The following is a 12,523-nucleotide window of genomic DNA, read 5'->3' on the forward strand; positions in this document are numbered from 1 at the left end:
ATGTACGCGGCGGCGCTCATCCTCGGGGCCCGGCATTGATGCCGGGCTTTTTTTTGCCGGCTTTTTGGCGCAGAACCTCGGTTCTGGTACCCTTCGCGCCCTCGCGCCGGCCCAGACGCCGGCGACGCTCTTTCCAAGCCGCCTTCCCGGAGCCTTCATGCCCAGACCCGCCGTCAACGTCGCGGTGCGCGCCGCGCGCGCAGCCGGAACCCTGATCCTGCGCAACCTCAATCGCGTGGAAGGCCTGGTCGTGATGGAAAAAGAGCGCATGGACTTCGCCAGCGAAGTCGACCGCGCGGCCGAGGCGCTGATCATGCGCGAGCTCAAGCGCGCGTATCCGCGCCACTCGTTTCTCGCCGAGGAATCGGGCGAGCACGGCAGGGCGCGCCAGCAGTGGGTGATCGACCCGCTCGACGGCACGCACAACTTCCTGCGCGGCTTTCCGCATTTCTGCGTGTCGATCGCGATGCTCGAAGACGGCGAGCCGGTGTACGGCGTGATCTTCGATCCGCTGCGCGACGAAACCTTCACCGCGAGCAAGGGCGACGGCGCGTTCCTCAACGACCGCCGCATCCGCGTGAGCCAGCGCGAAGGCCTGCCCGGCGCGCTGCTCGCGACGGGTTTCCCCTATCGCCAGCGCCGCCATCTCGACGCGCAGCTCGAAGCGACGAAGCTGCTGCTCGGCAGCGCCGAGGACATCCGGCGCACCGGTTCGGCAGCGCTCGATCTGGCCTACGTCGCCTGCGGCCGTCTCGACGGCTACTACGAAACCGGCCTGAAGCCGTGGGACATGGCGGCGGGCTGCCTGCTCGTGCGCGAAGCCGGCGGCCGCTACTGCGATTTCGCCGGCCGCGAAGGCCTGCCCGAATCGGGCAACCTCGTCGCGGGCAGCCACAAGGTCGCTTTCGGCATGGTCGAGACGATGGCGCCGGCGCTGACGCCGGTGTTGCTGGCGGGGTGAGGTGCGACGCGTTCGCTTCGAACGCCGCACGGCGATCGGACGTACGACTCCCTCTCCCCCACACGCTTGTGGGGGAGAGGGTTGGGGTGAGGGGGCGGCGCTTCGCACTTCGTCGAGCTTGAAGAAGTACTAGACGTCGCCCCCTTGACGTACATGGATGTACTAATGCCGCGAGTGCAGGATGCACAGGAGCGGCCACCCTGCCCTCTCCCCCAAGCAAGCTTGGGGGAGAGGGTTCAAGCCAAAAAAACGGCCCGGTTTCCCGGGCCGTTTTGTTTTTGCGGCTTCGACGCGACGCCTTACGGCATCCGCGCCAGCTCCGGATCTTCCTTCGTCTGCGGCATCAGATCCTGCTTCGACACGCCGAGCCACAGGAGGATCGGGTTGGCGAAGAAGATCGACGACAGCGTGCCGATGAAGATGCCGATCAGCATGATCAGGCCGAAGTTTTCGAGCGCCGGACCGCCGACGAAGAACAGCGTGCCGACCGCGAGCGACGTCGTCAGGCCCGTCATGATCGTGCGCGACATCGTCGAGTTGATCGAACGGTTGAGGATCTCGTACGGCTCGCCCTTGCGCGAGCTGCGGAAGATTTCGCGCACGCGGTCGAACACGACGACCTTGTCGTTGATCGAGTAGCCGACCACCGACAGCACCGCGGCGAGCGCCGGCAGGTCGAACTCGCGGCCGGTCAGCGCGAAGACGCCCACGGTGAGCAGCGTGTCGTGGATTTCGCTCGCGACCGCCGACACCGCGAAGCGCCATTCGAAGCGCATCCACAGGTACACCATGATGCCGATGATGACGAACAGCACCGCGACGAGACCGTCGCTGCGCAGTTCCTCGCCGACCTGCGGGCCGACGAATTCGCTGCGCTTGACGACGACGTCGGCGCGATCGGCCTTGAGCGCCTTCAGCACTTCGTCGGCGATCTTGTTGTTCGCCGCGTGATCGGCCGGCGGCGCGGCTTCGGCCGCGGCCTTGTCGTCGGCCGGCTTCGCATCGGCCGGCGGCATGGCGGCCGCCTGCGCTTCGCCCTGCTGCGGCTTGATGCGGATCGCGTATTCGCGCGAGCTGCCGAGCGACTGCACGACGGCCTGGTGGAAGCCGCCCTTTTCGAGCGAAGCGCGCACGGCGGAGTCGTCGGCCGGCGTCTCGTACGCGACCTCGATCATCGCGCCGCCCTGGAAGTCGAGACCGTAGTCGAGACCGCGCACGAAGATGATCGCCACGGACAGCACCATGAGGATCAGCGAAATCGCCAGGGCGGGCTTGCGCACCGCCATGAAGTCGATGTTGGTATTGGCCTTGAAAAGTTCCATGTTCCCTTTCTCCCGTCAGACCGACAACGTCTTCACGCGGCGGCCGCCGAAGATCAGGCCGACCAGAACGTGAGTGACGGTGACCGACGTGAACATCGACGTGATGATGCCGATGGCGAGCGTGATGGCGAAGCCGCGGATCGGGCCCGAGCCGAACGCCATCAGGCCGAACGCGGCAATGAGGTGCGTGACGTTCGCGTCGAGAATCGTCGCCCACGCCTTTTCATAGCCGCCCTTGATACTCGCCATCGGCGTGGAGCCGTTGCGCGATTCTTCGCGGATGCGTTCGCAGATCAGCACGTTCGCGTCGATCGCCATGCCGAGCGTGAGCACGATGCCCGCGATCGCCGGCAGGGTGAGCGTCGCCTGCACCAGCGACAGGATCGCCACGAGCAGCACGAGGTTGAGCAGCAGCGCGACGTCGGCGATCAGGCCGAACAGCTTGTAGTACAGGCCGACGAACAATACGACCAGCGTCACGCCGATGACGACCGACAACAGGCCCTTGGCGATGTTGTCCTGGCCGAGGCTCGGACCGATCACGCGTTCCTCGACGATGTCGACGGGCGCGGCGAGCGAACCGGCACGCAGGAACAGCGCGGTTTCCGACGCCTCCTTCATGCTGCCGAGGCCCGTGGTCTGGAACTGCTTGGAGAACACGCCCTGGATCACCGCGTTGGAGACCACTTCCTCCTTGACGGTGGCCGTGCGCACTTCCTTGCCGTCGACGATCTTCACTTCCGGAATGCGCTCGATGTAGACGACGGCCATGTTCTTGCCGACGTTGTTCATCGTGAAGTCGAGCATCTTCTTGCCGCCGTTCGCGTTCAGCGTGACGTGCACGGCCGGCGTGCCGGTGCGCTGGTCGGGCTGCGCCGACGCGTCGACGAGCTCGTCGCCGCTGACGATCACTTTCTTCTTGAGCAGCACGGGGCGGCCGTCTTCGCGCATGCGGTACAGGCGCGAGTCGGGCGGGATGTTGCCGGTGCGTTCGGCGGTGGCCGGGTCGTTGGTCATGTCGACCGCGCGATATTCGAGCGTCGCGGTCGCGCCGAGCACCTTCTTCGCCGCTGCGGTGTCCTGCAGGCCCGGCAGCTCCACGACGATGCGCGTGTCGCCCTGCTGCTGGATGATCGGTTCGGCGACGCCGAGCGCGTTGATGCGGTTGCGCAGCGTGCCGACGTTCTGGCGGATCGTGTTGAGCGCGAGCTCCTTGAGCTTCTCCGGACGCACCTTCGCGACGAGCGCGAACGCATCGCCGGTCGTGGCGCCCTCGGTGATGATCAGCTCGGGGAACGCCTTGCCCGCGATGCCGGCGAACTTCGTGCGGTCTTCGGCCGAGCGCAGCGTGACGACGACGCCCTGAGCGCCGCGCTCGGCGCGGCTGTTGCCGATCTTGTTCTCGCGCAAGAGGCTGCGCAGTTCGTCGGTGTAGTGCTGCTCCTGCTTGTCGACGACGCTCTTCTGATCGACTTCCATCAGGAAGTGCACGCCGCCCTGCAGATCCAGGCCCCACGCCATGCCGTGCGCGCCGATCGACGTGAGCCAGCCCGGCACGGTCGACGCGAGGTTCAGCGCGACGACGTAGCCGGCCGAATCGATGCCGGTCTTGACCGCGTCGGACGCCTTGGTCTGCGTTTCGAGGTCGGGCACGCGCACGAGCAGGCGGTCGCCTTCGAGCTCGACCGCGGTGAAGGCGATCTTCTGCGTCTCCAGGATGCCCTGGACCTTTTCCTTCAGCGCGCCGTCGACGGTGAAGCCGCGGTTCGCCGAAATCTGCACGGCGGGCTGCTTCGGATACATATTGGGCAGCGCGTACAGAAATCCGAACAGCAGCGCCAGCACCACCAGCGCGTATTTCCAGCGGGGAAACTCGTTCATGCCGTAAATCCCAGGATTGGCCGCGCCCCTCGCGCGGCGACGTTGCGTTCCGCGTCGCGGTTTACGCCGATTTCAACGTGCCTTTCGGCAGCACGGCGGTGATCGCCTGCTTCTGCAGCTTGATCTGTACATTCGGCGCAATTTCCACCGTGACGTACGAATCGGTGATTTCTTCGATGCGGCCGAGCATGCCCGCCGCGGTGACGACTTCGTCGCCCTTGACGAGCGCGGCGATCATCGAGCGCTGCTCCTTGGCGCGCTTCATCTGCGGGCGGATCAGCATGAAGTAGAAGATCGCGAAGATCGCGAGCATCGGCAGGAGGCTCATGAGGCCGCCGCCCGGAGCCGGTTGCGCCGGCGCCGCCTGCGCAAAAGCGCTGGAAATGAAGAAGTCCATGGTGTTCTCTCGCTGGTTGTAAAGGGTCTTGCGGTCGTCGTCGAACGTGCCGGACCCGCAAAAAGGCCCGGGATTATGCCATGCGGCCGGTCGGGGCGCATCGCAAGGGCGCATTGCCGCCGCGCCGCGCCGCTACAATGGACGCATGGCCCTTTCGCGATTCCACGGCGGCCTGCGCCTGCCGCCGCAAAAACCGGCCGCGGCCGCCGCCGTCGTTCCCTGCCCCCTGCCGCCCGAACTCGTGCTGCCGCTCGCGCAGCACGCCGGCCTCGCGGCCGAACCGTGCGTCGTGCCCGGACAGGTCGTGCTGCGCGGCGACACCGTCGCACGCGCCGCAGCCGGCCTTAGTGCACCGGTGCACGCGTCGAGTTCCGGCGTCGTGCGCGCCATCGAATCGCGGCCGCTCGCCGGCGGCGACGGACCGTGCATCGTCATCGAGCCGGACGGCCGCGACACATGGAACCGCCTGCCGCCGCTCGCCTGGCGCGACGCCGAACCCGCGGCGTTGCGCGAGCGCGTGCGCGAGGCCGGCATCGTGGGCCTCGGCGGCGCCGCGTTTCCGAGCCCCGCCAAGCTCGCCGCGTCCGTCGCGACGCTGATCGTCAACGGTGCCGAATGCGAGCCGCATATCGCCTGCGACGAAGGCCTCATGCGCGAGCGCGCGGGCGACGTGCTGCACGGTGCGGCGCTGCTCGCACGCATCGTCGGCGCCGGGCGCGTGGTCGTCGCGATCGAAGAACGCATGCTCGAAGCCCGCGCCGCGCTTGCGACGGCGCTGCGCGAATCCGGCCTCGAACCGATAGAAATCGTGCCCGTGCCGACGATCTATCCCGAAGGCGGCGAACGCCAGCTGATCCGCGTGCTCACCGGCCGCGAAGTACCCGCCGGCGGCCTGCCGCGCGACATCGGCGTGCTGTGCCACAACGTGGCGACGGCGTACGCGGCGTGGCGCGCGGTCGCGCACGGCGAGGCGCTGACGTCGCGCATCGTCTCGGTCACCGGCGCCGGCGTGCGCGCGCCGCGCAACGTCGAAACACGGCTCGGCACGCCGATCGGGTTTCTCGTCGGCGCGGCCGGCGGCTACACCGGCGATGCGGCACGGCTCGTCGTCGGCGGGCCGATGATGGGCGCGGCGCTGCCGCACGACGCCGTGCCGATCGTCAAAGGCGCGAACGCGGTGCTCGTGCTCGGCGCCGACGACATCCGCGCGCAGGCGCCGGAGCTTCCGTGCATCCGCTGCGGCGAATGTTCGCGCGTATGTCCGGCGCAGTTGATGCCGCAGGAGCTGTACGCGGCGATTCGCGCGGGCGACGACACCGAAGTGCGCGCGCTGTCGCTCGACGCGTGCATCGAATGCGGCTGCTGCGCGTATGTGTGCCCGTCGCAGATTCCGCTCGTCGACGCGTACCGGCAGGCCAAGCGCGCGTTCGCCGAGCAGCGCGCCGACCGTGCGCGCGCCGACCACGCGCGCGAACGTTTCCACGCGCGCACCGCGCGGCTCGAACGCGAGGCGGCCGAGCGCGTCGAACGCGTGGCGGCGCGGCGCGAGGCGCTGGCGCAGGAACAGGCCGCGAAGGCCGCGGCCGAAGCCGCGCCGGAACCCGAACCGCCGAAGACGATGGGCAAGTCCGACGTGCTCGCGGCGATCGCGCGCGCGAAGGCGAAGAAGGCGGCGCAAGGGAAGCCGCCGGAGGGCGACACGGAATGAGCAGCGGGAGCTTTGTGCTCCCTCTCCCCCACAAGCCTGTGGGGGAGAGGGTTGGGGTGAGGGGGCGGCGCATTGCGCTGCATCGAGGTCGAGGAAGTGCGCAGCGCCGCCCCTCACCTGCCGCACAGGGATGTGCCAATGCCGCGGGCGCAGGATGCGCACGAGCGGCCAGCCCTCTCCCCCAAGCAAGCTTGGGGGAGAGGGATTCCCATTGTGAAAACCTTCGCCACCGCCCCCGCCCCGCACTGGCCCGCGCCGACCAGCGTGCGCCGGGTGATGCTCGACGTGCTGATCGCGCTCGTGCCCGGCGTCGCCCTGCACGTCTTCTTCTTCGGCCCGGCGATCCTCGTGCAGATCGCACTCGCGACCGGGTTCGCCGTCGCGCTCGAAGCGGCGATGCTGCGCGCGCGCGGCGCGCCGCTGCGGCCGTTTCTCGGCGACCTTTCGGCACCGGTCACGGCGGTACTTTTTGCGTTGTGCATTCCTCCGCTGAGTCCGTGGTGGATCGCGCTCGCCGGCATGACCGTCGCGATCGCGCTGGCCAAGCACGCGTACGGCGGCCTCGGCCGCAACTTGTTCAACCCGGCGATGGCCGGCTATGCGATCGTGCTCGTCGCGTTTCCGCTCGACATGACGCGCTGGCTCGCGCCGGCGCCGCTCGACGTCGCGCCGGTCGCGTTCCTCGACGCGCTGCACGCGATCTTCACCGGCGCCCTGCCCGCGCCGCTCGCGTGGGACACGGTCGCTTCGGCGACGCCGCTCGACATCGTGCGCACGCTCGCGTCGAAAGACCTCATGATCGGCGAGATTCGCGCGAACCCCGCGTTCGGCGATTTCGGCGGCAAGGGCTGGGAGTGGATCGCCAACGCGTACGCGCTCGGCGGCTTCTACCTCCTGTGGCGCCGCGTGATCCACTGGCAGGTGCCGGTCGCGGTGATCGGCAGCGTCGTCGCACTGTCGGTGCCGTTCTGGCTCGCCGACGCCGACCGTCATCCGTTTCCGCTGCAGCACGTGTTTTCCGGCGGCCTCGTGCTCGCGGCGTTCTTCATCGCGACCGACCCCGTCACCGGCTGCGCGACGCCGCGCGGACGGCTCGCGTTCGGTGCCGGCGTCGGCGTGCTGACGCTCGTGATCCGGCGCTGGGGCGCGTATCCCGACGGCGTCGCGTTCGCCGTGCTGATCATGAACTGCGCCGCGCCGCTGATCGATCGCTACACGCGACCGCGCGTGTTCGGGCACGGCCGCCATGCGTAGCGGCGTACGCGCGCTCGCCGTCGCGCTGCCCGCCTGCGCCGCGCTGCTCGCGATTGCGACCTGGGCGACGCACGCGCGCATCGAGCGCGAAGCGCATCGCCACGCGCTCGCGCTGCTCGCGAGCGTGCTGCCGCCCGACGCGTACGACAACGATCCGCTCGCCGACCGTACGGCCGTGACGCAACCCGACGCGTTCGGCACGCGCGAGCCGGCGAACGTGCTGCGCGGCCGGCTCGGCGGCAAGCCGAGCGCGGTCGTCGTCGACGCGGTCGCACAGGGCTATGCCGGGCCGATACGCCTCGTCGTCGGCGTGCGCTACGACGGCGGCGTCGCCGGTGTGCGCATTGTGGAACATGCCGAAACGCCGGGACTCGGCGACGCGTTCGCCACCGACGGCGGCGCGTGGCTCGCGCGCTTTCGCGATCGCGGCGCCGACGCGCGCTGGGCCGTGAAGAAGGACGACGGCGACTTCGACCAGTTCGCCGGCGCGACGATCACGCCCCGCGCGATCGTCGCGGCCGTGCGCAAGGCGCGCGAATACTGCACGGCGAACCGCGACGCGTTGTTCGCCGCGCCGGAAAAGTAGAATCGCGCGATGAACGAGATCCATCGCGACCATGCCTTGTTGCTCGGCGCCCTGCCGCTCGCCGCCGTCGCGACCGACGCCGGCCGTGCCGCGGGGCTTGCGGCCGCCGTCGTCGTCGCGTCGTTGATCGCGATGGCGCTCGCCGCCGCAACGCGTGTCGCCGCGCGCGGCGCGATCGGCATGCCGGCGTTCGCGCTCGTCCTCGCGACCGCGGTCGGCGTCGCGGGGCTCGCGCTCGCGGCGTGGCGCTATCCGCTGTACCGGCCGATCGCCGCGGCGCTGCCGCTCGTCGTCGCGAACGTCGCGTGGCTCGCGCGGTGCCGCGACGCGCCGCTCGCCGCGTGGCGAGGGCCGGTGCTGGTCGCACTGCTCGTACTCGTCGTCGGCGTGCTGCGCGACGCGCCGTTGCCGGCCGCGCTCGCGACGCTCGCCGCGACGCCGGCCGGCATCTTCATCCTGCTTGCGCTCGGCCTGGCCGCGCGTCAGGCGCTCACTCGAGAATCCGCCGCCGCATGAACGCCGCGAAGCGCACCGAAATCTTCAGCCGCCTGCGCGAGATCAACCCGCACCCGACGACGGAGCTCGACTACTCGACGCCGTTCGAGCTGCTCGTCGCCGTCACGCTGTCGGCGCAGGCGACCGACGTCGGCGTCAACAAGGCGACGAAGAAGCTGTTCCCGGTGGCGAACACGCCGCAGGCGATCGCCGATCTCGGCGAAGAAGGGCTCAAGCGCTACATCTCGACGATCGGGCTGTACAACGCGAAGGCGAAGAACGTGGTCGCGACGAGCCGCATCCTCGTCGAACAGTACGACGGCGAAGTGCCGCGCACGCGCGAAGCGCTCGAAGCGCTGCCGGGCGTCGGGCGCAAGACGGCGAACGTCGTGCTGAACACCGCATTCGGCGAGGCGACGATCGCGGTCGACACGCATATCTTTCGCGTCGCGAACCGCACGGGCCTTGCGCCGGGCAAAACCGTTCGCGCGGTGGAAGACAAACTGGAAAAAACCACACCGCAAGAATTCAAGCGCGACGCGCACCACTGGCTGATCCTGCACGGGCGTTACGTGTGCAAGGCGCGCAAACCGGCGTGTCCGGAGTGTGTGATTCGGGATTTGTGCGAGTACAAGGACAAGACGCCGAGCTAAGCTCGGACAGGCGTCGGCGAGCAACCTGCTTCGTCGATACGCGGGATGTCGACCGAACCGGATGTCCCGGTCCGGTCGACTGTTCCGTCTGAAACGACAAATGGACAATCTCGTCGTTTCGAAGGGCGGCTACGAAGGCGCGCCGTCGCCGCGGCCGTTCCTTTTCCAGAGTTCACTTCTGGCCCCGGAAAAAGCTGGGGCCCTCGAGAGGTCGTCGAGACTCCCAAACCCAGGGAGCGTGGACTTCAGACCTTCGACCAGTTCGGCAAAATTCTTGTCGAACCCCGAAACCCAGGACTCCTCGCCATTGCTGCCAATAAAGACAAGCACAACTTCATCGTGAGTCACGGCATCTCGTGACACCGCAACCACACGCTGGACTTGTGCAAGCTCAATCAGAGTGCGATGGAACGGCCCAGTCCTTCGTACGATCGTACCGTCGACCAATGTGATGTTGGTTTCAAAATAGATTTTCGTTGATTTGGCTCATGGTTGGTCGATCAGTCGTAGCCCAACGGAAACCAGATGCCTCTCCATACGACGACGCCCATGTTTGGACGAATGCGCAGGTCCTCGATCCTCGAAACATCGATGTCCGCTTCCATATCGGCTACGGTGAAGGCGACTCCTCGGAACACCTTCTCACGCAACAGGCTCATCGCATCATCCGCAGAGCGGGCGGTGACGCCGCAGCCGAGCCGCAGCGCATCGATCGGTATAGGTTCCCGGAATCGGATCCAATATCTCGTCAGCATTTCTCCCCTCCGACTTCAAAGACACGCCGGCGGACGTTCCGGGCGAGGCGCCCCACCATACGGAGCGCAAACAACTCAACCGCGCGCCGGGTCGCCTCGACACGCGATCGCGCATCGTTACGACTTTTTGAATACTGAAAAATACCAGTATACAAAGAACGAACTACTTAAGAACACAAACAGAAGCAAGCATTTGACGCCCGTCCATATCTCGGCGCGGTATGCGAAGAAAGCACAGAAGACGAGCCCGACGGCAACCAGCGCCAGCCACTCGATGACGTGCCTCTTGAGAAGATCAGCGCGTTTTTTGTCCATGGCGACCGTGTTTGCGTTCAAAGCGGATTCACTCGATCACTTTCCCGCACCACGGCGGCGTCAAAGCAGCACGCCCGTTCCGAGCTGCACCTGGATGCCGTCGCGCCGCAAATACGCCTCGTCCCAGCGCTGAACCACAACAAGGTATGTTTCCATTTCCGCCATCAGGACCGCACCGACCCGTTCGAAAGGCATGGCCGAGAAGCATGCCAGCGCTTTCTGAAATCGCACCCCGTAACGCGATCCGTCCGAAACATCGAAGTGCGCGCCTGTCGACAGTTCGTACGGGGCACCGCGCCAGAAAGTTTCGTAGCGGCGGCCGTCGCCGTCCAGTTCCATCCACAGGTCGAACCAGATCTTGACCGGGCCCGGCCGCTCGATGCGAATTCTCGGATAGCGTCCTAGCGTCATCGGATCGACGGGGCGAAAGCCGTAACGCTGGCAGTACGCGTCAAAAATCGGCCGCACCTCGTGCAGATGCTCGCCCAACGCCGCGTAGTCGGCTTCATTCATGACGTCGATTCCGATCGGGTTCGGCGAGAGTTCCGGCGCGGGGATACCGCCCGGCAATACCGCCCGACAATCGACAGCTCGTTCGAAAAGAAGTGCCCGGGATCCCCGGCGCCGGGATGCGGGGCAGCACGACGTGCGGCTCCCCCAAACCGGCATAAGCTTTCAACCGAGCACCATTCGACGCATCCCGGACGCGATGTTGCAATGCAGCCGTACGCCCGAACGCGCGCCGGACCAACGGGAGGTCGGGTGAAAGATCGTGTCGAAACACAACATGGCGCGATTCGTGCTTTGCCCCATCGCCGCCGCGGCATTAAAATTGCGTTAGTCGCGGCAGATCCGCTCCAGTTCCCATAACAAGGCAAAACCATGTTCACGAAACCCGTACTCGCGGGCGCCCTTGCGCTCGCCCTCGCCGGCCCGGCCCAGGCCTACGACTGGCTCAACGACTGGCCGACGAAGTTCAAGACCGACGACGGCGTCGAATTCGGCGTTAAGGGCAATTTCCAGTACGACCTCAACGCGTTCAGCGACGAGGTGTCGAATCCGAACATCCAGACGTGGCGCCGCAAGGAGACCTATCTCTACGCGAAGAAGAACGGCGTGTGGGAACTGACCGCCGGCTACGATTTCCAGAGCCGCCTGTGGGTCGACGCGTTCTTCCGCATCTTCACGAAGAACGCCGGCGACTTCCGCATCGGCCAGTCCAAGACCTGGGTCGGCTACGACGAAGGCACCGTCGGCTCGGGCGCCACGACGTTCCTGGAACGCCCGCTGCCGGTGCAGGCGGTCAACCAGGGCCGCCGCATCGGCCTCGACTGGACCTACGAAAAAGTGCCGGGCGTGATCCTGCAGGCCGGCTACTACTCCGGCGGCGACTTGAACGGCGACAACGACGGCAACACCTGGGCCGGCCACGTCGTGTGGAATCCGGTCAAGACCGACAAGAGCGTCGTGCACCTGGGCCTCGCAGGCTCGGTCGAAGAGCGCGACGACGAGGTCGCCCGCTTCCGCGCGCGCCCCGAGGCCAACCTCACGGCGCTGCGCTTCGTCGACACCGGCAATCTCGCCGGCACCGACCGCATCAACCGCTTCGGCGTCGAAGGCGCGTGGGCCGAAGGTCCGTTCTCGGTCGTCGGCGAATGGCTGCAGATCAGCGCGAACCGCGACAACCGTCCGGACTACGTCGGCGACGGCTACTACGTGTACGGCAGCTGGGTCGTCACCGGGGAGTCGCGCGCGTACAAGAGCGGCGCGTTCGGCAACGTCAAGCCGGCCAATCCGTGGGGCGCCGTCGAACTCGCGCTGCGCTATTCGCAGCTCGACCTCAACGACGGCCTGGTCAAGGGCGGCAAGCAGCACGACTGGACGTTCGGCGCGAACTGGTACCTCGGCACGCACCTGAAGCTGCAGGCGAACTACATTCGCGCGACCAGCGAGCGCGGCAATCTCTCGGTCGATCCGAACATCACCGAAGTGCGCGCGCAGGTCTACTTCTGACCGTCATCTAGGGCGCCGCACGGCCGGCGCCTCGTCGCAACGCGTGCACGTCTCATCGGCACGAGTTTGCGAAAACTGCCGACAAGGGGCGCGGAGCAATCCGCGCCCTTTGCTTTTGCGACCATCCGTCGCGCCGGACGTCGCGGGTCGGCGACGATTCACGCGGATCGTCGCGCACGCAAG

The 12,523-nt window shown here is 67.2% G+C and carries 12 protein-coding genes; 7 read left to right on the plus strand and 5 right to left on the minus strand.

The genetic code is table 11. The features are described from left to right. Positions 1 to 157 precede the first annotated feature (157 nt). Positions 158 to 961, plus strand: coding sequence for an inositol monophosphatase family protein (locus OD750_RS23745; protein ID WP_263545179.1), 804 nt, complete (start codon positions 158 to 160; stop codon positions 959 to 961). A gap of 299 nt (positions 962 to 1,260) precedes the next feature. Here the strand turns inward: OD750_RS23745 and secF are convergent, their stop codons facing one another. From secF to yajC, 3 genes are all read right to left on the minus strand, one after another. Further along, positions 1,261 to 2,283, minus strand: a complete 1,023-nt coding sequence (secF, locus tag OD750_RS23750; RefSeq protein ID WP_263545180.1) for a protein translocase subunit SecF — start codon at positions 2,281 to 2,283, stop codon at positions 1,261 to 1,263. A 15-nt stretch (positions 2,284 to 2,298) separates the two neighbouring features. After that, positions 2,299 to 4,164: a protein translocase subunit SecD gene (gene secD / locus OD750_RS23755; RefSeq protein ID WP_263545181.1), complete on the minus strand. Its 1,866-nt coding sequence runs from the start codon at positions 4,162 to 4,164 to the stop codon at positions 2,299 to 2,301. Positions 4,165 to 4,225: 61 nt separating this feature from the next. Beyond that, a complete protein-coding gene (yajC, locus tag OD750_RS23760; RefSeq protein WP_263545182.1) occupies positions 4,226 to 4,561 on the minus strand; it encodes a preprotein translocase subunit YajC in 336 nt (111 codons plus the stop codon). A 145-nt stretch (positions 4,562 to 4,706) separates the two neighbouring features. Between yajC and rsxC the strand changes: the two genes are divergently transcribed. From rsxC to nth, 5 genes are all read left to right on the plus strand, one after another. Next, complete coding sequence (rsxC, locus tag OD750_RS23765; protein ID WP_263545183.1) at positions 4,707 to 6,269, plus strand: electron transport complex subunit RsxC; 1,563 nt, start codon at positions 4,707 to 4,709, stop codon at positions 6,267 to 6,269. 213 nt (positions 6,270 to 6,482) lie between these two features. Further along, entirely contained in the window at positions 6,483 to 7,523 is a 1,041-nt protein-coding gene (locus tag OD750_RS23770) for an RnfABCDGE type electron transport complex subunit D (RefSeq protein WP_263545184.1), read from the plus strand. Next, positions 7,516 to 8,109, plus strand: a complete 594-nt coding sequence (locus tag OD750_RS23775; RefSeq protein WP_263545185.1) for an RnfABCDGE type electron transport complex subunit G — start codon at positions 7,516 to 7,518, stop codon at positions 8,107 to 8,109. Before OD750_RS23770 ends, OD750_RS23775 begins: the two co-directional genes overlap by 8 nt. 9 nt (positions 8,110 to 8,118) lie before the next feature. After that, entirely contained in the window at positions 8,119 to 8,625 is a 507-nt protein-coding gene (locus tag OD750_RS23780; protein ID WP_263545186.1) for an Rnf-Nqr domain containing protein, read from the plus strand. After that, positions 8,622 to 9,257, plus strand: coding sequence for an endonuclease III (nth, locus tag OD750_RS23785; RefSeq protein ID WP_263545187.1), 636 nt, complete (start codon positions 8,622 to 8,624; stop codon positions 9,255 to 9,257). The genes OD750_RS23780 and nth overlap by 4 nt, the downstream gene beginning before the upstream one ends. A gap of 500 nt (positions 9,258 to 9,757) precedes the next feature. Here nth and OD750_RS23790 read toward each other — a convergent pair whose 3' ends face one another. Continuing rightward, positions 9,758 to 10,012 carry a hypothetical protein gene (locus OD750_RS23790; protein ID WP_263545189.1) on the minus strand — a complete coding sequence of 85 codons (255 nt, stop codon included), beginning with the start codon at positions 10,010 to 10,012 and terminating at the stop codon, positions 9,758 to 9,760. Positions 10,013 to 10,387: 375 nt separating this feature from the next. Then, on the minus strand, positions 10,388 to 10,840 hold the full coding sequence (locus OD750_RS23795; RefSeq protein ID WP_263545190.1) for a hypothetical protein: 453 nt from the start codon (positions 10,838 to 10,840) through the stop codon (positions 10,388 to 10,390). Positions 10,841 to 11,209: 369 nt separating this feature from the next. Here OD750_RS23795 and OD750_RS23800 point away from each other — a divergent pair, with 369 nt between their 5' ends. Next, positions 11,210 to 12,340, plus strand: a complete 1,131-nt coding sequence (locus tag OD750_RS23800; RefSeq protein WP_263545191.1) for an OprO/OprP family phosphate-selective porin — start codon at positions 11,210 to 11,212, stop codon at positions 12,338 to 12,340. The last annotated feature ends 183 nt before the right edge of the window (positions 12,341 to 12,523 follow it).

The sequence above is a fragment of the Tahibacter soli genome (genome assembly GCF_025717065.2).
Taxonomy (GTDB): Bacteria; Pseudomonadota; Gammaproteobacteria; order Xanthomonadales; family Rhodanobacteraceae; genus Tahibacter; species Tahibacter soli.

What these genes read in the sequence shown, in the direction of transcription:
- OD750_RS23745 (WP_263545179.1), top strand. Translation starts at nt 158, where the DNA reads ATGCCCAGACCCGCCGTCAACGTCGCGGTGCGCGCCGCGCGCGCAGCC.
- secF (WP_263545180.1), bottom strand. Translation starts at nt 2,283, where the DNA reads ATGGAACTTTTCAAGGCCAATACCAACATCGACTTCATGGCGGTGCGC.
- secD (WP_263545181.1), bottom strand. Translation starts at nt 4,164, where the DNA reads ATGAACGAGTTTCCCCGCTGGAAATACGCGCTGGTGGTGCTGGCGCTG.
- yajC (WP_263545182.1), bottom strand. Translation starts at nt 4,561, where the DNA reads ATGGACTTCTTCATTTCCAGCGCTTTTGCGCAGGCGGCGCCGGCGCAA.
- rsxC (WP_263545183.1), top strand. Translation starts at nt 4,707, where the DNA reads ATGGCCCTTTCGCGATTCCACGGCGGCCTGCGCCTGCCGCCGCAAAAA.
- OD750_RS23775 (WP_263545185.1), top strand. Translation starts at nt 7,516, where the DNA reads ATGCGTAGCGGCGTACGCGCGCTCGCCGTCGCGCTGCCCGCCTGCGCC.
- OD750_RS23780 (WP_263545186.1), top strand. Translation starts at nt 8,119, where the DNA reads ATGAACGAGATCCATCGCGACCATGCCTTGTTGCTCGGCGCCCTGCCG.
- nth (WP_263545187.1), top strand. Translation starts at nt 8,622, where the DNA reads ATGAACGCCGCGAAGCGCACCGAAATCTTCAGCCGCCTGCGCGAGATC.
- OD750_RS23790 (WP_263545189.1), bottom strand. Translation starts at nt 10,012, where the DNA reads ATGCTGACGAGATATTGGATCCGATTCCGGGAACCTATACCGATCGAT.
- OD750_RS23795 (WP_263545190.1), bottom strand. Translation starts at nt 10,840, where the DNA reads ATGAATGAAGCCGACTACGCGGCGTTGGGCGAGCATCTGCACGAGGTG.
- OD750_RS23800 (WP_263545191.1), top strand. Translation starts at nt 11,210, where the DNA reads ATGTTCACGAAACCCGTACTCGCGGGCGCCCTTGCGCTCGCCCTCGCC.